Origin of the sequence: Paenibacillus zeisoli (assembly GCF_003994465.1) — a bacterium.
Taxonomy (GTDB): domain Bacteria; phylum Bacillota; class Bacilli; order Paenibacillales; family Paenibacillaceae; genus Fontibacillus; species Fontibacillus zeisoli.
The window spans coordinates 404367-424406 of record NZ_RZNX01000003.1; the positions used below are offsets into that span (position 1 = coordinate 404367).

The following is a 20040-nucleotide window of genomic DNA, read 5'->3' on the forward strand; positions in this document are numbered from 1 at the left end:
TCTGGAATCAGATAGAGCACTTAATATATTCCATAGAATGAGGTGTGTGAATTGAGAAGATTGGGTATTGGTTTGCAGCTGTATACGCTTCGCGATGAGACGGCAGAGGATTTCCGCGGCACGCTGCGCAAGGTAGCGGAGCTTGGCTATGAAGGAGTGGAATTTGCGGGTTACGGCGATAATCCAGCCGATGAAATGAAAGCGCTCTTAGACGAGCTTGGTCTAAAGGCGATCAGCAGCCATGTCCCACTTCAGGCGATGCGCACAAACCTTCAGAAGGAAATTGACTACCTTAAGACTATCGGGGCTGAATATATCATTTGTCCCTACCTAGCACCTGAAGACCGTCCGCAAGGAGACGCCTGGAAAGAGCTGTTCTCCTTCCTGCAGGAGGCAGGTGCTGAAGCACGCAAGCAGGGCCTGATCTTCGGCTATCATAACCATGATTTTGAATTCCAGGATCAGGTTGGGGAGTTAACTGCCTTTGATGCGATGTTCGCTGAGACAACTCCGGAAGCCGTACAAGTGGAGCTCGATGTATGCTGGGTTCAATTTGCCGGGCAGGATCCGATTGCCTATATCAATAAATATGCAGGCCGCCTGCCGCTGCTTCATTTGAAAGATTTCAGCAAGGATGAGCAGGGCCAAATGGTTACCCTGGAGCTCAGCAAAGGCTCCGTAGATCTTCCCGCTGTCATTGAGACAGCCACGGATGCAGGGGTGCAGTGGCTGATTGTCGAGCAGGACTTCTGCCAGATCCCGCCGCTCGAGAGCGTATCGAACAGCTTGAACTGGCTGAAGCTTAATTATCTTAACCAATTCTAACAAGATCAAAGGAGACTTCTAATATATGAGCAAAATTAAAGTAGCGGTGATCGGCTGCGGAGCCATTGCCCAGCGTCGTCATGTACCCGAGTATACGAATAACGAGCAGGTCGAATTGGTGGCCTTCGCGGATCCCAAGATCGAGCGGGCACAGGAAATGGCGGAAAAGCATGGTGGTAAAGCATACGCCAGTTATGAGGAAATTCTGGCCAACGAGAAGATCGATGCCGTCAGTATTTGTACACCGAACTACCTGCATGCTCCAATGACGATTGCTTTTGCCAATGCCGGGGTGCATGTTCTGGTAGAAAAGCCGATGGCTGTGGCGGAAGAAGAAGGACAGCAGATGATTGAGGCCGCACGGAAGAACGGCGTCTACCTGATGGTTGGACACAACCAGCGCCTGATGCCTCCGCATGTGAAGGCCAAGGAAATTCTCGATTCGGGCAAACTCGGTAGAGTAATTACTTTCCGCACGGCATTCGGCCACCCGGGCCCAGACGCGTGGAGTGTAGACGGCCGGGACAGCTGGTTCTTTGAGAAGGATGAAGCGATCCTTGGAGCTATGGGTGACCTCGGCGTTCATAAGTCCGACTTTATCCGCTACCTGCTGAATGATGAAGTAGCTGAAGTAGCCTCGTTCATCGGTACCCTGGATAAGGAAGGAACGGAAGTCGACGACAATGCGGCCTGCCTTCTTCGCATGAAGAGCGGCGCGATCGGTACGCTCGTAGCCAGCTGGACTCAATATCGGGGTGGGGATAACAGCACCGTGCTCTGGTGTGAGAACGGAGTGATGAAGATCGGTACCGTGGAAGGAGACGAGGTTATCGTGGAGTTAACCAATGGCACAGTGGAAACCTACAAAGTTGGCGCCATGGCTACCAACGAGAAGCAGGTCCCTAGCGGCGTCATTGATGCTTTCGTAGAATCGATTCAAAGTCAGACGCCTCCGAGCATTTCTGGAGAAGAAGGCCTGCGTTCACTCAAGGTTATCCTGGCTGCATTCGAGTCCCAGGCAACCGGGCAAATTGTTAAACTTTAATCCCAAGAAGAGGCGATCCCCGAATTAACCCGGTGGGTCGCCTATTTTTATCCGTGGGGTGCTAGGCCCTAGTATCAGCATCTTTCCAAACCTTGCTTATAAAGTAGCTAATTGATCAATAATACCGAACAACAAGCCTGCAAAGCTTATTGTTCGGTCGACATCAGCTAAGGCAGAGACAGCGACATCGAAATATTGCACAGCATGCCTCTGGCGAGGAACATCAAGGTACGCTCCTGCGGATTATGCAGCCCTACTTGCTTAAATGCATCCAGAACCCGGGTCCATGAGACTTCCAGCGCCTCTACTAATAAAGCTTCCTTGGTTGAAAAAAACTTGAATACATACGAACGAACTTGTATTCATTTACAACCCTCTGCCGGAAGGAACAGATACAGAAGAAGCTCCAGACACCCAGGTCCGGAGCTTCCTTGACTTGAGTTCCCTAGCTGTACATCTCTAGCACCCTTAGATAAAGATGTACACGCTGCAACTCACATTTTCAATTTACTGGTGTAGATAATGTACATATTTTTGAGCGGCATGCTTCCATTCGCATATTTGCGCGCGCCGGACTCGAAGTTCGTGTACAACTGGCTTCCATATAAGGCAATTCCCTCGGACATCGGCGGCATAGTCAAAGAGCTGATCTGCTTGCCCCAGGCTCCCCGTGTATAGATGAGCAGCTTACTCGAGTTACTGCGTCCGCAGGATTGGCTGTAAAGTGCGCGGTTCTTCGTAATTGACATGCCCTGTACACGGTCAGGCGTGACCCACGAATAGGCGGCCTTCGGCTTCGACGGCAGATCGTCCTTGCTGTTCAGCTTATAAGCATAAGCACGGCCTTTGGGGCCGGGATCACACATTTTCTTGCCGACATCCTCACCGTCCATGTATTCACCCACCCACAGAACACCTTCCGCATAGGTCGCATAGGAAGCTTTGTGCCCCAGCGGATATCCCTTCATGACCACATTGCTGTAGTCCTTCTTGCTGGACAGAGTGCTGAGCGGGATTTTATATACCGTCTTGCCAGATGCGATCCACAGATTGCTCTTGCTCACTGCAAGTCCGCCGGCATGTCCGGTATGCTTCTTGGTACTTGATTCGTAGAGATATAAGGTCTTGATCCGCTTCTTGGTTGTAGTACTGGTAATCGCAATCGCAGTAGCTGTACTTCCGCTGCCACCCCAGTAATGAGACGTAATCACCCAGTTCTTACTAGGTACCACGGCAAGCCCTTGAGGCACCCATTCTTTATCCCCTGATAAGCCGGGAATCACCGGGCCCTTTACCGACACCTTGTCAAAGGTGCTGTATTTGCTCGCAGCTTCCGCTTGTGTGTTCGGCCAAGCGCTGAATGCACCCAGAATCAAGGCGATGCCCAGCAGAACGGCCAGTTGTTGTCTTACCCATTTCTTAGTTGTCAACAATCCTCTCCCCTTTCTTATTATATTTAATACGGGAGAGGAAAATTTAAACAGTCCAAAAGGAACTAAATAGGAATTGAGGCTTCTCCTATCGCTGTCTAAGTGATTCAGCCCCCAGTGCCAAGGCCCCTATCAAGCCAGCCCTATTTCCTAAACCCGGAGGAACGATGTAGCTATCCAAATGATTCAATAATACTTCTGAGCTAACATAACCATTCAGGTTATATTTGACCTGGTCCCGAATCAATCCGAAGAGCTGAGCCTGCTGCATGACTCCGCCGCCAAGAATGACTTTTTTTGGTGACAGCATCAGGATGGCCCCGGTTACCGCCCCCGCAATATAGTAGGCCTCCATCTCCCAGGCTTCATGCCCCTCTGGAAGCTCATGCCCTTTCACCTTCCAGCGCGCTTCAAGTGCAGGCCCCGCCGCCATTCCCTCCAGACAATCCCCGTGAAATGGGCATATTCCTTGGAATGTATCCTCTGGATGACGTCTCACCGGCACATGCCCGCCTTCGGGATGGACCAGCCCATGAACCAGTCTGCCTTCTGCATAGATACCCACGCCCACACCGGTACCAATGGTATAGTAGACACAGCTGTCCAACCCCTGAGCTGCCCCCCATTTGGCTTCACCAAATGCAGCTGCATTCACATCCGTATCCCAGCCGTAAGGTACAGGGAAAGATTGCTTCAGCTTACCGAGAAAATCATAATTAGCCCAACCCGGCTTCGGGGTGGTTGTCACATATCCATAAGTCGGACTGGCTGGATCAAGATCAATCGGTCCAAAGGATCCGATCCCCATCGCTTCGATCTGCTTGTCTTCAAAATAAGCTATGACGCGGTCCAGGGTCTCTTCCGGCCGTTCCGTTGGGAAACTTACGCTGTCTTCGATGATCCCTTCTTCATTGCCGATCCCGCAGACGAATTTCGTCCCCCCGGCTTCAATCGCACCTATACGCATACCTATCCCTCCTGCTTTCTATTTCTTATCTTTCATTGTGACTTAACTCTATATAAGAAACAATAGAAACAGACTGCCCGCTAACGGGGCAGCCCATCTCATATACCTGCTGCTATCGGACTTCCGAAGTCAGCGCATGAATTTCGAGTGAGTGCAGCTTGAGGTCGCCCTTCTCTGTAAGTAGTCCGAGTCCCTTGGCACTCGGCTCCGGGAAGATCAAATCCGTGATCACCGCCTGCCCTCTGCTTGCGAATACCTCCACGGATGAACGATCCACATACACCAGGAGATCAAGCTTTCCGTCTGTCGGCTCAGCTACCGCCGCAGTATGGCGAGCAGCGAAATCTTCATGAAATTCTACCTGTCCCGACCTCGTCCGATCCACATACAGCTCCTTAAGTCCAGAGTCATACCCGACAACCGTCTCCTGGTCCGCCGAAGTCCGGACTTTGAAGGCAAGGGATTCCTTCGCATCGAGCTCAGCCCTAATTACATAACTGTCCAGCTGCAGTGCGGATAAGGCAGACTGCGCTTCGGAGGCCTTAACTTCCTTAAGTGACACAACCGGAGCCCCGAGTTGTCCCAGTTCCCGTGCAGGCCGCTGAACGAGGGTCTCCTTCCCGCTTCTTGTCTCCAGCGCAAGCTCTCTCGGAATCGTCATGGCACCTCTCCAGTCCACCGTTGGAGTGAGGTTGGCGTATCTCCAATTGCTCATCCAGCCTAACCAGAGTGGATTTCCAGTTTCAGTAGTCATATTACTCCAAGTGACAGCGGCATAACAATCTGAGCCGTGATCCACCCACCTTATATCGCCCTCTGATGTCACCTGATCGTCCGGTATAAAGGTTGTTCCATCAAATTCACCTACGAAATACATAATACCTGATCCGCCTGCCGGAGGCTCAGGATCACTGTCGTTGATTCCATTGCGGTCACCTACACTGACGATCAGCACCCATTTTGTGTTACTCGGATCTCCGTCAACCGGAATCTGGACCAAATCGGGACATTCGTACACGCCTCGATGAGAACCTGCAACTTCAGCTCCAAATGAGCTGGCGTAAGACCACTCTTTCAAGTTCGGAGATTTATAGAACTCCACCCTGTCCTTGACTGCAAGCGTCATAACCCATTCCGAGGACGGGCCATACCAGAATACTTTAGGGTCCCGGAAATCGGCGGTATCTGCTGGAAGCAGTACCGGATTTCCATCGTACTTGGACCATGTTCTTCCGTTATCGTTACTGTAAGCGATGCTTTGAACCTGGTCCTTCCCAGGTATCGTCTTATTTCCAGCATTCGTATAGATCGCAACTAGACCGGAACCCTCCTCATTAAAGAAGCCGGTTCTGTTATCCTGATCGACGACAACGCTGCCTGAGAAAATCGCGCCGTTGTCATCTGGCTTTAGAGCAACAGAGAGCTCCTCCCAATGGAGTAGATCCTTGCTGACCGCATGTCCCCAGTGCATGTTAGCGAAGTCAGGCTTCGCTCCATGGGTCGTATACTGATAGAACAGGTGGTATTCCCCGCCGAAATACACCATTCCATTTGGGTCATTCATCCATCCTTCAGCGGGAGAATAGTGATACGCCGGGCGGTACTTCTGTATAGAACTAACATTCATAATCTTGCACCTCTTAAACAATTGATTTATTTTGTGCTTCTGTCATATCCTGACTGCTTGATCTTCAGCCATTCCTGAAGCCCCAGGCGATCCAGCTCCTTCAAATAATCTGGCCACTCCTCTTCCACTTTCCCATTCTGATACCATTCCGTGCGCTTTCTCAGCACATAAGCGAACAGGTCAGTCTCGATGGTCGTCAAGCGGTCCAATTCATCAATAGAATGGAACACTTTCGGCATATTGTGCTCTGCCTGCATATGCGGAACCATGACTTTCTTGAGAATATCCATTCTCCAGGCAGCGTCATCCGGCTTCGTAGTGTACTTGCCATAATACTCATCCAAGATGGCCAACGGGCCGCCTATACTTGTCTTCTGTCTCAATTCGACTGGTGCAGTACCTTTTAGAGGCAGATGCTTCAGCATATTCTTGGATTTGTCTAATTCGAAAATATTCTGCTGCTTGGTATCCCCGTAGGTACCCCAGTTGTCCTGTACTGACTGCAGCGGATCATAGAGCTGGTCTACCCATTTCGCTGTAGCTTCGAGCTGTTTGTTGGCACTTGTAATGACCATTTTCCCGCGGTCAAATCCCATTCCGTTGGTTCTTGCCACATTCACATGGCCGTCAGGGCCTGCCAGCGGCGGCATCACTTCATACTTGTCATTCATACCCGTAATATTGGATTTATCCCAGGTGAAGTAAAGACCATAACGATTGTCCTTGCCCTTGGCTAGGTAGGTGTTCCAGTCTTGCTGTGAGGACTCCACGTCAATCAGTCCTGCCTGATAAAGATCATGAATATATTTAACGGCTTCCTTGTATCCATTCTCGGCCGGAGTAAATACAACTTTGCCCTCGTTCGTCACTACCGCATGATCCCCATTCTCGCCAAGTCCAAATGAGCCGTATAAGAAGGCCAGGTCTTCGCCGCCCGGCTTATCGATGAATGACAGCGGGATCTCGTCGGCCTTCCCATTTCCGTTCGGGTCCTTGGTCTTGAAAGCAATTAGAACCTGCTTCAATTCTTCCGTAGTTGTTGGCATCTTCAGCCCCAGCTTCTTCAGCCATTCCACATTGATCCATGGGAGATCGTCGACGGCTTGAATCGCTTCCTTGCCTGTTCCAAGCTCCTCAATCCATGGGAAGGAGTAGATATGCCCGTCAGGAGCCGTGATAAGCGCCTTATATTCTGGTGCCGCCTCTAGTACCTTTTTGAGATTCGGCATGTGCTTCTCAATTAGATCCTCAAGCGGGATAATAACTCCGTCTTTACCCAGCTTCAGAAGGTCATAATCCGTATAGCCTGCATCGAACACAGCATCCGGGAGATCGCCGCTCGCGATCGCGAGGTTTCTTTTCTCTACAAATACGTCATTGGTGTAGTTCTTCCAGTTAATATGAATACCTGTCTTCTCTTCCAATCGCTTGTTAACCAGCTTCTCATTCGGGTCTGCAGGAGCAAGCGCCGAGCTCTGGGTCAAGAAATTCAGTGTGACTTTGCCATTCGCGCCGCCACCGCTTCCTTCAGGTGAAGAACTGCTGTTGCTGCTGCACCCGGACAACAGCAGCACAGCTGCGAGAACGGATACGGAGACTGTTTTTACATTTTTCATACCATGACCTCCAATTTATATAGGGTAAAAATCCGTAACGCTATATGTCGAAGCTGGTCACTATTTGAGTGAACCCACCATGACACCTTTTTCGAAATACTTTTGAAAGAAAGGATACATCACAAGCAATGGCAAGCTCGAAATTACAATAGACGAATATTTAATCATTTCAGAGAGACGCTTGAGCTCCGCCATGGCTAACTGGTCACCGATCATACCGGATGCTGCCTGATTCTGAATCAAGATCGATCTTAGAACCAGCTGAAGCGGATGCAGATTCGGATTATCCAGATAAATCATGGCATCGAAATAGGAGTTCCACTGACCCACGAAGGCGTACAAGGCAATGACGAAGATAATCGGCTTGGATAGCGGCAGTACGATCTTGAAGAAGATCAGCATATCAGAAGCTCCGTCAACATTAGCCGCTTCTTTCAATTCCTTCGGAACCCCTTGGAAAAAGGTTCTGGCTAGAATAATATCCCAAACATTTACGGCAGCAGGGACCAGAATCGCCCACACCGTATTGAGCATGCCTAGATTCTTCACGAGCAGGTATGTTGGCACAAGCCCACCCCCGAAGAACATCGTGATCACAAACAAGGTCATGAATAATTTCCGGCCAACCATCTCTTTCACAGAAAGGGCGTAGCCTGCACAGACAGAGACCGTCACCGTAATGAGTGCAAAACTGATCGAATAGAATACCGCATTGCCAAAGCCCCGGATCATGGCCGGATTGGTTAAGATCATCTTGTAACCTTCCAAGCTCCAGTCAGAGACGTGAAAGGAAATTCCGCTATTCAGCAGCACGGTTGGATTCATAAATGAAGCAATGACGACATAACCGAGTGGAAGAACAATAATCAGCACAGCGAGACAAAGCAGAATGTAATTCACTGCAAGAATGAACCGGTCAAGCCGGGAATGCTTGATAATCATGAGATCGCTCCTTTCCTAGTAGAGTCCTTCTCCCTCATTAAGTCTCTTGACTATGAAGTTAACGGTGATAAGCAGAACGACGTTGATGACGGAGTTAAATAGTCCGACAGCGGCCGAGTAGGCGTAGTTGCCTGACTGCAAACCTATCTTATATACATAGGTAGGCAGGATTTCAGATGTCGGTAGGTTCAAGGAAGTCTGCATCAGATAGGCCTTCTCGAAACCGATCGACATAATGCCGCCTGCGGCGAGAATAAATACGATCGCCATGATCGGCTTAATCGTCGGCAGATCGATATGCCGAATACGCTGAAGGAGATTTGCTCCGTCAAGACTGGCTGCATTATGCAGCTCAGGGTCCACATTGGCGAGAGCAGCTACATAAATAATGGATGCCCAGCCTGCCCCTTGCCAGATGCCGGATAAGATATACACCCACCTGAAGTATTCAGGTTCCGTCATGAACATGACGGGCTGTCCGGTGATTGAAGTAATGAGATGGTTAATTGGGCCCGTCGGAGACAAGAAGACGAACAGCATGCCCACGATAACGACAACCGAGATGAAATTCGGCGCATAGAGGACAAGTTGGACATTCTTCTTCACTGCCGATTTACGCAGCTGATTCAGCATCAGGGCCAGTATAATCGGTACCGGAAACCCAAGAATTAGCCCATATAAGCTAAGTTTCAGCGTATTGATCAGGAGCACTTCAAAGTTGGGAGCCGTGATGAATTTCTCGAAATATTTAAAGCCGACCCAGTCACTCCCCATGATTCCTTTCATCGGACTGAAATCCTTAAACGCAATAATAGCCCCGTACATCGGAACATACTTGAAAATAAGCGTAAGGATTAATGCGGGTGCTAACAGTACATACAGAAAATAGTTCTTCCGGATAAACGCTAATTTACTTCGGGCAGTACTCTCTCTCTTAGGTACAGCCGCTCTTTTATCGACTTCCACCAGGTTTTGCAATCCCCTTACCTCCAATCTTCCTCATCAGGTTTACATTTGAACACAAGAAAGGGCTTTCATTTCGCTTCTGTTTTTACAATTTACCAAATATAAATTCAACAGTCAATACATTTTTGTAAAATTATTTTTGCGCATTTGACAAGTTAAATTGTTCATTTAAGAATAAATTTCTCACTTTGTGTCTACTCCTGCACCCTAAATCCGATATAATCACCTTAATTCTTGGATTCTAATAGGGTTTAGCTTACTCATTTTGGATATTTTCGGAAATAAAAAACATACATTTGTAAATTAAAATCAGCGATTAAGTTTTTGATTATATATGTAATATCAAATTGTGCATTTGTAACTTTCATGTTGCTATTTAACCTGAACTATTATACATTTAACATAGATAATTGTTAGCCCTACTCGACGGTTGTTATTAGTAAAGGTGGAAGATCTAACTATGGCCAAAGAAAAAATTACGATACAGGATATTGCCGATTCCCTGGGGATATCCAGAAATACCGCATCCAAAGCACTGAATGGGAGTGACAGTATCCCTGCCGAGACCCGCAACAAAGTGATCAAGCGGGCCATTGAGCTGAAATATAAGCAATTCGCTTATGTCGAAACGGAGAGCCTCCTTCCCAAGAATCCAGGTAACATCGCCCTGCTGACATGTAACCTGCCAAACAGTTCGCACTTTGGTTCATTTCTGATTAGCGGACTTGAGAAGAGAATTAGTGCAGAAGGTTATAATTTATCGATTCATATTGTTCGGGAAGCCGAAATCAGTACGCTCACGCTGCCCAACAACTTTGAGACTTCCAAAGTGGACGGCATCATCTGCATAGAGATGTTCAACAGTCAATATAGCGAACTCGTCAGCAGCTTAGGGCTGCCTACGATATTTATAGACTGTGCTGCGGATATCTTTTACCCTGATCTTAAAGCCGATCTGCTGCTCATGGAGAATGAGCACAGTACCTACTTCATGACCCGGAAGCTTATTGAAAGCGGTTGCCAAACGATAGGATTCGTAGGGGACTACAACCACTGCAAGTCCTTCAATGAGAGATGGGTGGGTTACAATCGGGCACTGATCGAAGCGCAGCGGCAGCTTAATTTGTCTCACTGCATTATTGATCAGGACCATTTCTTCAGTGACAGCTGGCTGAGTGAACAATTGGAAGGCATGAAAGAGCTGCCCTCCGCTTTCATTTGTGCGAATGATTTCCTTGCAGTGGGCTTAATGAAGGCGCTGAAGAATAGAGGGGTACAGATCCCGGGTGAGGTTAGGGTATGCGGGTTCGATGATGCGCCCGAGTCGCGCATTGTAGAGCCACACCTGACTACGGTGCATATTTTCAATAACGAAATGGGGATCACCGCTGCGGAAATGCTCTTATCGAGGGTCAAGGATCCCTCTCACCCTTACCAGATCACTCACGTACGGACCGAGCCGATCTTCAGGGACTCTACAGGCCTACTAGAGTAGCTGCCATTCATAACAAATAGAGACACCCGAAATTCGGGTGTCTCTTTGTATATAGTGCCTTCGAAGAATGGATAGGGGATTAATAATTATAAGAGCAGCGGGATTTCTTTTACTCCTCTTACGATCATACCCGGTCTCCACTCCAGTTCACCAGGCTCGGCATTCAGCTTCATATTAGGATAGCGCTTCAATAGGCTGTTAATTGCGATTTCACCCTCAAGCCGGGCCAGCGGTGCTCCAAGACAGAGGTGGATGCCCTTCCCAAAAGCCAGATGAGGACTCTTCTCCCTGGTGATGTCAAATACATCGGGAGATTCAAACTGACTTGGGTCATGATTGGCTGAATTCAGCGCAATGATAACGAGGTCACCTTTCTTGAATTCCTTCCCCTTGAAATTAAAATCCTCTCTTGCCCATCTCCCGGTGCTAAATTCAACCGGGCCATTGAATCTAAGCGATTCTTCAATTGCGGTATGAATAAGCTCAGGCTGACGTACAAGAAGCTCAAGCTGATCCGGGTACTGAAGCAAGGAGAGGATGCTGTTGCCGATCAAATTCACCGTCGTCTCGTGTCCCGCAATAATCAGCAGGGCTACGACGCCGTACAGCTCTTGCTCCGTAAGCTTGTCGCCTTCCTCTTCGGCTGCGATAAGCTGACTGATCATATCCTGCCCCGGTTCCGCCCGCAGCCGATTGAACATCGCTCCCAAATACTGAACGAACTCATCCATATGCTGCTTCAACTTGCCGGCATTTTCTTCACTGTATCCTCCGACTAAGGTGTTCGACCACAGGCGGAATTTGTCCCGGTCCTCGGCTGGAACCCCCAGCATTTCGCATATCACAATAATCGGGAGAGGGAAGGCAAATTCATCAATCAGATGGATCTCATCTCTACCCCTAAACCCATCCAGAAGCTCATCCGTAATCTCCTGTATCCGCCCTCTCATTCCCTCGATCATAACGGGGGTGAAGGATTGCTGCACCAGCCCCCGCAGCCTCTTATGATCCGGAGGATCAGAGAATAGCATACTTTGGGCGAAGATACTTTGATGTCCATTCTGACCCCCGTGCTTGACCACATCCTTGCTGAGTCTCGGGTCCTTGAAAGCCTCTACGGCATCCTCGTATCTCGTGATCATCCAGCCTTCACTGCCTTGTGGAAAAATACATTTGTAAATGGGGTCCATCTCCCTCAGCTGGGCATAGACCGGGTAAGGATTCTTCGTAAATTCTTTCGTAAATAGAGAACTGGTTACGGATTCATTTGAACTCAACGCTCATTCCCCTCCCGCACACGATTTATTTACTAAAGCCCACGTCTGTTAAGACTTGGTATAAATAGTATAGTCAGGATATTGGGGGAATTGCAAAAAACCTGGGCCGCCGCCCAGCAGAAGCGCCAACCTACAGAGAAGCCGAATCCAAGCTTAATCCACAACCGTACTATCGGGTCCGTCCAAATTCTCCAAGCTCACTTAACTTCTCATCCAGCAGCTGAAAGGCTCCCCGCAGCCTGTCCTTCGGCACTCCCGTGTATCGGTCACCTACACTGATCTCGAAATAACAGCCCTTCTCCCCTAAAGGCCGGAGGTTCGCCGTAAGTCCGATCCCCGTCTCTTCATAAAGGCTGATCAGCAGCGGCTCAAGCTGTTCCTTGTCCAGCTCAACATGAACATGGAACATATTCGATACAGGCATTAACGGACGGGTGGTGACGCCGCGGCACTGGTTATATAGGGCTGCAAGCTCCTTGGCCTCCTCATAATACTGTTCCATGCGGCCAATGCGCTGGTCGAAGTAATATTCGGAGCTGAGGATATATGGATACAGGCTGATCAGATCGCCGCCGTGTCGTCTTTTCCATACCTTGGAGCGCTCTGTGAACGCTTGATCTCCCGCCAAGATGGCTCCGGCGATGCCGCCAATGCCTTTGTAGAAGGAGACATATACGCTGTCGAACAGCAAGCAGATCTCGGCCGCGGAGCGCTGATAGTAAGGCACGATCTCGAACAGCCTTGCTCCGTCCAGATGCAGCTTAATCCCCTTTTCTCTGCAGTAAGCGGCGATCGCTTCAAGCTCCTCGTAGGCGGGCAGCTCTCCGCCGATCTCACGCTGAGGCAGCTCGAGCAGGAGGCAGGCAATGTCCTCTTTCATCTCCAGGATATCTTCGAGCTTGATCAGCCTGTCCTTCCCGGCCAGCAGCACCGGCTCAATCTGATGAAGCTCCTTCATGCCATCCTGCTCGTGAATCTCCAGATGACAGAGCGGGTGATAGGCGACCCGCCGCAGACCCTTCTGATCACACCAGATTCGCAAGGCGATCTGCTGCGCCATCGTTCCGCTTGGGAAGAATACGGCGGTCTCTTTGCCTAGATAAGAAGCTATTTTATGTTGGAAATCTTCTATTAACTTACCCGTACCATAAACATCACTGTCCAGTTCTCCATCCATATGGGCGAGTGCTTCTATCAGCACGTTCACGTTACGCACTCCATGTCCTGGCACCGGATAGGCTGTTCCCGCAAAGGCTTCTGCTAAAGTTATGCTGCTCATGATTTATAGCCCCTCTCGAATGTATCGATACTATCGTGTCAATTCTTCCTTATCCATCGTAAATCACCTTGTGCAGTTAAGCAAAACGACAGCAATAGGCACGACCTTATACGGCCGTTTTTCCAGGGTCCTATAATATTCAAAAAACTGCCATGCTCCCCCCTCCCTAACGAGATGAAAAAAGTTAAGCGTTGTGCTACAATACTGAAATTGCAGCATCTTAGGGAGGGTAATTGAATCACCATGCTTATCATTGGTATCGCCGGCGGCACCGGCTCAGGCAAATCAACCGTTGCCCGCTCTGTCATTCACCGTCTTGGCTCAGATAAAGTAACTTTTATATCTCAGGATAACTACTATAAGGACCATTCGTATCTCAGTATGAGCGAACGGGAGGCGATCAATTACGATCACCCCTTCGCTTTTGATAACGAGCTGCTTATCCAGCATCTTCTTCTTCTGAAAGAGGGCCAGCCCGCTCACGCCCCGGTATATGACTTCACCGTTCATGCCCGTTCCACTGTGGAGTCTGTGGAACTCAAGCCGAATCATATCATCATTCTTGAGGGACTTCATGTGCTGTCTGATGAGAAGCTCCGTGAGCAGCTTGATATTAAAGTATTCGTCGACACCGACCCTGATGTGCGCATCCTGCGCCGGGTGCTTCGGGATATCGAGGAGCGCGGCAGAACGATTCAATCGATTCACCAGCAGTATCTGGCTACGGTCAAGCCTATGCATGAGGCTTTTATCGAACCATCCAAGAAGTATGCCGACCTGATTATCCCTGAAGGCGGGGAGAACGAAGTTGGAATTCAGCTGCTGGCAGTACTGACCGAGAAATACCTTACTGGAGACCGTACCTGGGGCGAAGCCTAAAGCATAACTCAAGCTCAGCTGGCCACCGGCTGCATAATCCAGACCGTTCTGGCATGTAATGCAGAACAATCAAAGGGACGTCATGATGACGTCCCTTTTGTTAGTTATCCTTATTTCTTGGTTTTCTTCTCGATACATATGACATGGTTATTAATGCTCATGACTACCAGATTCTCATTAACCGCATAAATCTCGGGGTAGGACAAATCATTGTTATACATCCAGAGCACAAACCTTGGCTTTCCAGTAAAATCAAGCGAGTACACCGCTCCCGCATTAGTTCCAAAATATACGTTACCCTTGTTGTCGGAATCCAAGCTGCCGCTGAATAAGCTCATGCCGCTATTTCTCTCAAACTTCCCTAATTGATAAGTCCATTTAGGCTTCCCCGTTGAGTAATTTTCGTTGGTAAGGATATTATTCTTATCATTGACTGTGTATACTCCGCCATGGCGATCACTATTTGTCATTCTCTGGTTTATAACCGCCGGATCAGTTATTTGTACCAGACCCTGGTCGGTCATCTTATAAAGCTTCGTGTGCTGAAGACTAAAGTCATCGGAGTAGGTATATTCACCCAGGATGCCTGCTCCATCGGCATAGTAGAATGTATTACTATTTTTCAACTGATAATTACGCGCCCAATTTACAGTTCCATTTACACTTAGTGACACAAGAGTCTCATCTATCTTCAAATAAATGTTTCCCTCATTGTCAGTAAGGATCGATTGAGCTTTAGTTGTGTCTAAACTTCCATCCTTAGTAGGAATTGTACCTATTAACCAGTTGGTCGTACCGTCTGGCTTAATAGACAGCAGGCCCTTATCCGAAATAACAAGATAATTCCCTTGGGAATCCCCTGCATCTATTATTGAGAAACCTGAACTGTCCTCCGACCATGGAACAATTCGCATCTCGATTGATGATAGTGTTCTCATCGTACCTGTAACATCATAACGCGTAACGTTTGTACGATAGACATCTTTTGATAGGAGCTTACCTTCTGTGGAAGAAACTCTGTAGTATGTATGATCACTGCCTATTGTAGATTGAAGTTCACTACCCGTTTTTAATGGCTTCTTCCATACTATTGATCCAGTTAAGGGATTGACCAACATTAAGTCATCAAAACTTTTAATATACATCAATCCTTTTGGCCCCTCGTATAGTTCGTAATTTTGAAAGGGACTTGGATCGGTCATCGACCATTTCATTTTGTATTCACTTGAATTCTTTAAGACCCAAGGCTTCCCCCGGTCATCCTTGATAGGCAGGTTCTGGGTAATATCCAAAGGGTTCTTCGGACTCGCTGCACCCATACTCACCATTAATACAATACTCAAAATCCCCAATCTTAACAGTACCTTTTTCATTTCGCACATCCTTTGAGAGAATAGGGCTTCTTCCATATTTAGCTTATACTTATAGTTCGTCAACCCTAGTCTGGATTCCTACTACCCTTCCTAACATCCCACACATTAAATATGCTACAATACTACTGAAATGTAAGCGCTTACTTACTGCTCTAATATCTATAAAGATCTAGACTGCCAGGAACCATACTAACTATTGGAATGAACTTAAGAAGTACAAGTTCAAACCATATCAAAGGAGATCTTAATGATGGTAAATGTATCAGGTAAATGGGCTCTTATTACAGGGGCGAGCAGGGGTGTTGGTTATCAGACCGCCCTGTTTATGGCCAAGCAGGGATGTAATCTTATCCTTCACAGCAGAAGCCTTGAGCACTCCAGCAAGGTTGAAGATGAGGTGAAAGCGCTTGGCGTCGAAGCTTATAGTGTGCAGGCGGAACTTGCCAATCACGATGAAGTGGTGGCCATGCTGGATGAAATTGAGGCTAAAGGAACTGCTGTTGATATCGTCTTCAATAATGCAGCCGTGCAAATTGCTTATAGAGAAGACTACTGGAATACGCCAGTGGAGGATTTCGACATGAGCTTCCGAATTAACTTTATCGCGCCCGTAACGATCTGCAACCGCTTGATTCCCAAGATGATTCAGCGCGGCTTCGGTCGGGTGATCAATACAACCAGCGGAATCAAGAATGAACCTGAGCAAGCCGGCTATGCGGCAAGCAAGGCGGCGCTGGATAAATTCACGAAGGATCTGGCTTCCCGTATCGACGAAACCGATGTCGTTATCAGCCTGACTAATCCAGGCTGGTGCAGAACGGATCTTGGAGGGCCGCAGGCTCCGAACTCCGTGGATACCGTTATTCCCGGTATCGCTGTAGGCGCCTTCGTAGATGATAAGAAAAGCGGCAGATTCCTGCACGCTCAGAATTTCACAGGCATGAACCTTGAGGAAGCCGTGGCTAAGGCCCAGACGATGGAAGCGACTCCTTATGTAATTTAATAAGCAGTAAGACGAGACAAGCCCGGTACTTGGCCAACTGCCAAATACTGGGCTTGTCTACATCTCTTGTTCCTGCCTATTTGCCGCAGGGCCGAGGGTTACTTCGCAGTCACACCGCCATCGACAGGAAGTTCAATGCCTTCGGCTTGTTCTCCAAGAAGCTCTCACTTAAAGCCAGCTTCCTTCTCCTGGATTCCGACCTGGAATCCTCCCGGCAGCTTACCCTATTGAAGAATATGATGATCGATTATCTGAAAGCGTGAAATCTGCGCAACAATTACGTGAGCTGTGCTCCATAAGAAAAGAGGTGTCCCAAGCAGCCATCGCCATGGCTGCCCGGGACACCTCTTTTTGGTCACAAGCTAATCTATATTTTCAGCTTTTTCGTGTTGATCAGGTATATATTCTTGAGTGGATAAGGGCTTCCTTTATACTTAGACGCTCCAGACTCAAAGAGAGTATATAGAACGCTGCCCGAGAACGAGATTCCTTCAGCCATAGGAGGCAGCGTCACAGAGCGGAGCTTCTTGGCCGGGTTACTTCCCGGGTAGAACAGCAGCTTGCTGGATACATCCCGACCGCAGGATTGACTGTACACGATGTAGTCCTTCGATATAGCCAGACCCTGGATCCGGTCCGGGGTGGCCCGGGTGTACGAAGCCTTCGGTTTAGCAGAAAGATCATCGCTGGAATTCAGCTTGTAGCCGTACAATCTGCCGTTCGGACCAGCGTCACAGGTGGTTTTCCCACTATCCTTGCCGTCCATATACTCACCAACCCACAGGACCCCATCCGAATAGGCGGCATAAGAAGCCTTATGATTCACCTCATAACCTGTCATCATTACCCGGCTGTTGTCCTTTTTCTCCGAAAGCGTACTGAGTGGAATCTTATAGATCGTAAATCCCGAGACAATCCATAGATGGTTCTTGCTTACAGCTAGACCCCCGACATTCCCCATATGCGGAATGATAGGATTATCATAGAGATACAGCGTCTTGATCCGCTTATTCGTTGTGGTACTCGTGATTACGATACCCGATACCTGCCAGCTGTTCTCCTGACCCCGGTAGTGGGAGGTAATCACCCAGTCCTTCGAGGGAACTAATGCCAGACCCTGTGGCACCCAGGTGTTGCCTTCTCCCAACCCGGCGATAAGCGGACCCTTAACCGATGCATTTCTGAATGCGTTATATGAATCTGCCGCCGCGGCTGGCTTCCCCCCTGTTCCCAAGAACGTTCCACACACAAGAATGAAGCTCAATAACCCCAGTATTCCCTGCTTAGTCCACTTCCTTAACTCCAACTCTCTCTCTCCCCCTGTCGGCATGTCTCATCCGTTCATATGTTAACACAGTATTAACAAGTGAATAACCAAAAGAATATAGGCCCAAACAGGAAATGTTCGGTAGATCTATAGAAGTACGCGTATAGTAATAGACTGAGTCTCTTTTCCCGGGCAAAAAAACCTGTGGCGCGGCCCGATCTGTGCCGCTATTTCTTGTTCTGCCGCAGCAAAAAAGCACCTTCTCAGGTGCCTTGCTGCTTGATAAGTACGCGGTTATTTCCACACCCGGTTCACTTTGAACGCCTCCTGCAAATATCCCCACACCGAAACCGGACTCATGATGATCTGATACAGGAGCACGTAGGCGAAGAAACCGGTAGCATTTTTACGTATTCTGAGGTCCAGCCTCCTGAACACACTGCGCTGATACGCGTAGAGAATGAAGTTCACACAGAAGGTGAGCGGAAGCACAAGCAGTGTCGCAATCCCGACAATCCAGTAGTAACCGAAGAACACCAGAATTAGCCCCGGCAACCACACCAGGGTATAGATCACATCCAGATAAGGCATGAACAGATTGCAAAAAGTTAAGTATCGGGTATAAGGAGACGGCTGCTGCCAGGGCTTGACCACTTTTAGAGCTTCAATCATGCCCCTGGCCCAGCGGCTGCGCTGTCTGAAGAAGTGATGCAAACCCTCCGGTACATCCGTAAAAGCCACGGCCAAAGGTTCAAAGTATACTTTCCAGCCCTTCCCTAGAAAACGCCAGGTCAGCACAATATCTTCGCCAATCGCATCCGGCCAGCCTTCCACTTCAATAACACTCTGGGTTCTATACAGGGAGAAGGCCCCTTGGGCAACAAGAGTTCCCTGGAACAACCCTTGCAGGCGTTTGATGCTTGCAATCCCGAGGAAGTAGTCCCATTCCTGAATTCTCGCCAGAAATTTGCCCCTGCTGTTACGGACAAGGACAGCCCCTGCAACCGCGCAGACATCGCTTGGAGAGGATACGTATCTCGCAACCAGATACCTGAGGGCTGATTTATGCAGCAAAGTGTCCGCATCCAAGGTAATCATCAACTCGGTGTGGACATGGGGTAACGCGGAGTTCAGCGCGTGATTCTTCCCAGGCTTGCTTTCATGAATTACCCTCAGGCTTAGCCCTAAGCTCTCCCCCGATTCTAGCGCAACCGCTGCAGTCCGGTCAGACGAATTATTATCGATGACAATGACATGGATGTCTCCTTGATAATCCTGGGTAGCAATATACCGCAGGGTGTCCGCGACACCCGCCTCCTCGTTATAGCAGGCTACCAGAATGGTAATCGGCTCTGAAGGGTCCTGGTCCTTTACTTTCGGCTGTCTATCAAATAATAGACTTGAGATCATAAAAGCGTTCATATATCCCGGAATATAGGAGATGCCAATCACTATGAACAAAGCAGCAGGCAGGGTGAACAATAAACCCAGATCCTGCACCCAAGGGATGGACAGGACAATCGAGACGATCATCCATACCGCAGCGAGGATGTGACTGAAATAAAATTTCTTTTGTACGGAAATGTACCTTCTTGGGCGATTACTACTTCGAGCTTTTCTCTTCAAACGCATTAGACTGTTCTTCCCCAATTCTTGTATAAGTATTTAATAGAGTCTTCCTCTTACATTCATGCTATTGGGAAAGACGTTAAGTTATTGTATTACAATATATGCTAAAATTCGACATAACTCCATGCTATTTATGGAAAAAAATAAGAATGAGACCCAATGCGGGCTCATTCTCGTCACTTCCACTGTTAACCTTGATTCTTGACAATCTCATCTACTTCACTCTTAAGCAAAAGGTATCTATGCACGCTGCGCATAATTGGAACTTTGGTCAGCTTGTTTTTGTCCGCATAAGCCTTCATTTGATCCTTGGAGAGGCCTAGCCGGCTTCCCGCTTCGGTCACTGTGAGAACTTCTTCCTTGCTTGTTGCATTAAATGTCTTCTTCACCTTTAGATTGAAGTCCTCGAATACCTGCATA

Annotated in this window: 18 protein-coding genes and 1 pseudogene; 6 read left to right on the top strand and 13 right to left on the bottom strand. The window is 48.4% G+C overall.

The genetic code is table 11. The annotated features are described in order from the left end of the window. Positions 1-51 precede the first annotated feature (51 nt). Both EJP77_RS10790 and EJP77_RS10795 read left to right on the top strand, forming a co-directional pair. A complete protein-coding gene (locus tag EJP77_RS10790) occupies positions 52-825 on the top strand; it encodes a sugar phosphate isomerase/epimerase family protein (RefSeq protein ID WP_127199240.1) in 774 nt (257 codons plus the stop codon). Positions 826-850: 25 nt separating this feature from the next. Further along, positions 851-1870, top strand: a complete 1020-nt coding sequence (locus EJP77_RS10795; RefSeq protein ID WP_127199241.1) for a Gfo/Idh/MocA family protein — start codon at positions 851-853, stop codon at positions 1868-1870. A gap of 167 nt (positions 1871-2037) precedes the next feature. Here the strand turns inward: EJP77_RS10795 and EJP77_RS20900 are convergent. The 7 genes and pseudogenes from EJP77_RS20900 to EJP77_RS10825 all read right to left on the bottom strand — a co-directional run. Continuing rightward, positions 2038-2217 (bottom strand): annotated as a pseudogene (locus tag EJP77_RS20900) (hypothetical protein); the annotation flags it as partial. 147 nt (positions 2218-2364) lie between these two features. After that, on the bottom strand, positions 2365-3300 hold the full coding sequence (locus EJP77_RS10800; protein ID WP_246021862.1) for a hypothetical protein: 936 nt from the start codon (positions 3298-3300) through the stop codon (positions 2365-2367). An 88-nt stretch (positions 3301-3388) separates the two neighbouring features. Continuing rightward, a complete protein-coding gene (locus EJP77_RS10805; protein ID WP_127199242.1) occupies positions 3389-4267 on the bottom strand; it encodes an ROK family protein in 879 nt (292 codons plus the stop codon). A 112-nt stretch (positions 4268-4379) separates the two neighbouring features. Continuing rightward, positions 4380-5894 (bottom strand): glycoside hydrolase family 32 protein, encoded by a 1515-nt coding sequence (locus EJP77_RS10810; RefSeq protein WP_127199243.1) that lies wholly within the window; start codon positions 5892-5894, stop codon positions 4380-4382. 26 nt (positions 5895-5920) lie between these two features. Then, entirely contained in the window at positions 5921-7510 is a 1590-nt protein-coding gene (locus EJP77_RS10815) for an ABC transporter substrate-binding protein (protein WP_127199244.1), read from the bottom strand. Between the two features lie 60 nt (positions 7511-7570). Continuing rightward, a complete protein-coding gene (locus EJP77_RS10820) occupies positions 7571-8452 on the bottom strand; it encodes a carbohydrate ABC transporter permease (RefSeq protein ID WP_127199245.1) in 882 nt (293 codons plus the stop codon). 15 nt (positions 8453-8467) lie between these two features. Next, positions 8468-9430, bottom strand: a complete 963-nt coding sequence (locus tag EJP77_RS10825) for an ABC transporter permease (protein WP_127199246.1) — start codon at positions 9428-9430, stop codon at positions 8468-8470. Positions 9431-9878: 448 nt separating this feature from the next. Here EJP77_RS10825 and EJP77_RS10830 point away from each other — a divergent pair, with 448 nt between their 5' ends. Next, the gene (locus EJP77_RS10830; RefSeq protein ID WP_127199247.1) at positions 9879-10913 is read left to right on the top strand and encodes a LacI family DNA-binding transcriptional regulator; all 1035 of its coding nucleotides are present in this window, start codon (positions 9879-9881) and stop codon (positions 10911-10913) included. Between the two features lie 86 nt (positions 10914-10999). Here the strand turns inward: EJP77_RS10830 and EJP77_RS10835 are convergent, their stop codons facing one another. Together EJP77_RS10835 and EJP77_RS10840 are read right to left on the bottom strand one after the other, a co-directional pair. Further along, complete coding sequence (locus EJP77_RS10835) at positions 11000-12190, bottom strand: cytochrome P450 family protein (RefSeq protein ID WP_127199248.1); 1191 nt, start codon at positions 12188-12190, stop codon at positions 11000-11002. A gap of 169 nt (positions 12191-12359) precedes the next feature. Next, complete coding sequence (locus EJP77_RS10840; RefSeq protein ID WP_127199249.1) at positions 12360-13469, bottom strand: threonine aldolase family protein; 1110 nt, start codon at positions 13467-13469, stop codon at positions 12360-12362. A gap of 243 nt (positions 13470-13712) precedes the next feature. Here EJP77_RS10840 and udk point away from each other — a divergent pair, with 243 nt between their 5' ends. Continuing rightward, positions 13713-14348, top strand: coding sequence for a uridine kinase (gene udk / locus EJP77_RS10845; RefSeq protein WP_127199250.1), 636 nt, complete (start codon positions 13713-13715; stop codon positions 14346-14348). A 110-nt stretch (positions 14349-14458) separates the two neighbouring features. Here the strand turns inward: udk and EJP77_RS10850 are convergent, their stop codons facing one another. After that, positions 14459-15721, bottom strand: coding sequence for a PQQ-binding-like beta-propeller repeat protein (locus tag EJP77_RS10850; protein WP_185897312.1), 1263 nt, complete (start codon positions 15719-15721; stop codon positions 14459-14461). 247 nt (positions 15722-15968) lie between these two features. Between EJP77_RS10850 and EJP77_RS10855 the strand changes: the two genes are divergently transcribed. Together EJP77_RS10855 and EJP77_RS10860 are read left to right on the top strand one after the other, a co-directional pair. After that, positions 15969-16724 carry an SDR family NAD(P)-dependent oxidoreductase gene (locus tag EJP77_RS10855; protein WP_246021863.1) on the top strand — a complete coding sequence of 252 codons (756 nt, stop codon included), beginning with the start codon at positions 15969-15971 and terminating at the stop codon, positions 16722-16724. Between the two features lie 29 nt (positions 16725-16753). Further along, entirely contained in the window at positions 16754-16987 is a 234-nt protein-coding gene (locus EJP77_RS10860) for a hypothetical protein (RefSeq protein ID WP_127199252.1), read from the top strand. Between the two features lie 104 nt (positions 16988-17091). Here EJP77_RS10860 and EJP77_RS10865 read toward each other — a convergent pair whose 3' ends face one another. From EJP77_RS10865 to EJP77_RS10875, 3 genes are all read right to left on the bottom strand, one after another. Beyond that, on the bottom strand, positions 17092-18030 hold the full coding sequence (locus EJP77_RS10865; RefSeq protein ID WP_246021864.1) for a hypothetical protein: 939 nt from the start codon (positions 18028-18030) through the stop codon (positions 17092-17094). A 255-nt stretch (positions 18031-18285) separates the two neighbouring features. Next, the gene (locus EJP77_RS10870) at positions 18286-19623 is read right to left on the bottom strand and encodes a glycosyltransferase family 2 protein (protein ID WP_127199253.1); all 1338 of its coding nucleotides are present in this window, start codon (positions 19621-19623) and stop codon (positions 18286-18288) included. 185 nt (positions 19624-19808) lie between these two features. Continuing rightward, positions 19809-20039 carry a MerR family transcriptional regulator gene (locus EJP77_RS10875; RefSeq protein ID WP_127199254.1) on the bottom strand — a complete coding sequence of 77 codons (231 nt, stop codon included), beginning with the start codon at positions 20037-20039 and terminating at the stop codon, positions 19809-19811. Between the last annotated feature and the right edge of the window lies 1 nt (position 20040).

Excerpts from the sequence above, each read along its gene's own strand:
- EJP77_RS10850 (WP_185897312.1), bottom strand. The coding sequence starts at position 15,721 with ATGAAAAAGGTACTGTTAAGATTGGGGATTTTGAGTATTGTATTAATG.
- EJP77_RS10815 (WP_127199244.1), bottom strand. The coding sequence starts at position 7,510 with ATGAAAAATGTAAAAACAGTCTCCGTATCCGTTCTCGCAGCTGTGCTG.
- EJP77_RS10875 (WP_127199254.1), bottom strand. The coding sequence starts at position 20,039 with ATGCAGGTATTCGAGGACTTCAATCTAAAGGTGAAGAAGACATTTAAT.
- EJP77_RS10855 (WP_246021863.1), top strand. The coding sequence starts at position 15,969 with ATGATGGTAAATGTATCAGGTAAATGGGCTCTTATTACAGGGGCGAGC.
- EJP77_RS10830 (WP_127199247.1), top strand. The coding sequence starts at position 9,879 with ATGGCCAAAGAAAAAATTACGATACAGGATATTGCCGATTCCCTGGGG.
- EJP77_RS10795 (WP_127199241.1), top strand. The coding sequence starts at position 851 with ATGAGCAAAATTAAAGTAGCGGTGATCGGCTGCGGAGCCATTGCCCAG.
- udk (WP_127199250.1), top strand. The coding sequence starts at position 13,713 with ATGCTTATCATTGGTATCGCCGGCGGCACCGGCTCAGGCAAATCAACC.
- EJP77_RS10805 (WP_127199242.1), bottom strand. The coding sequence starts at position 4,267 with ATGCGTATAGGTGCGATTGAAGCCGGGGGGACGAAATTCGTCTGCGGG.
- EJP77_RS10840 (WP_127199249.1), bottom strand. The coding sequence starts at position 13,469 with ATGAGCAGCATAACTTTAGCAGAAGCCTTTGCGGGAACAGCCTATCCG.
- EJP77_RS10810 (WP_127199243.1), bottom strand. The coding sequence starts at position 5,894 with ATGAATGTTAGTTCTATACAGAAGTACCGCCCGGCGTATCACTATTCT.
- EJP77_RS10820 (WP_127199245.1), bottom strand. The coding sequence starts at position 8,452 with ATGATTATCAAGCATTCCCGGCTTGACCGGTTCATTCTTGCAGTGAAT.
- EJP77_RS10870 (WP_127199253.1), bottom strand. The coding sequence starts at position 19,623 with ATGCGTTTGAAGAGAAAAGCTCGAAGTAGTAATCGCCCAAGAAGGTAC.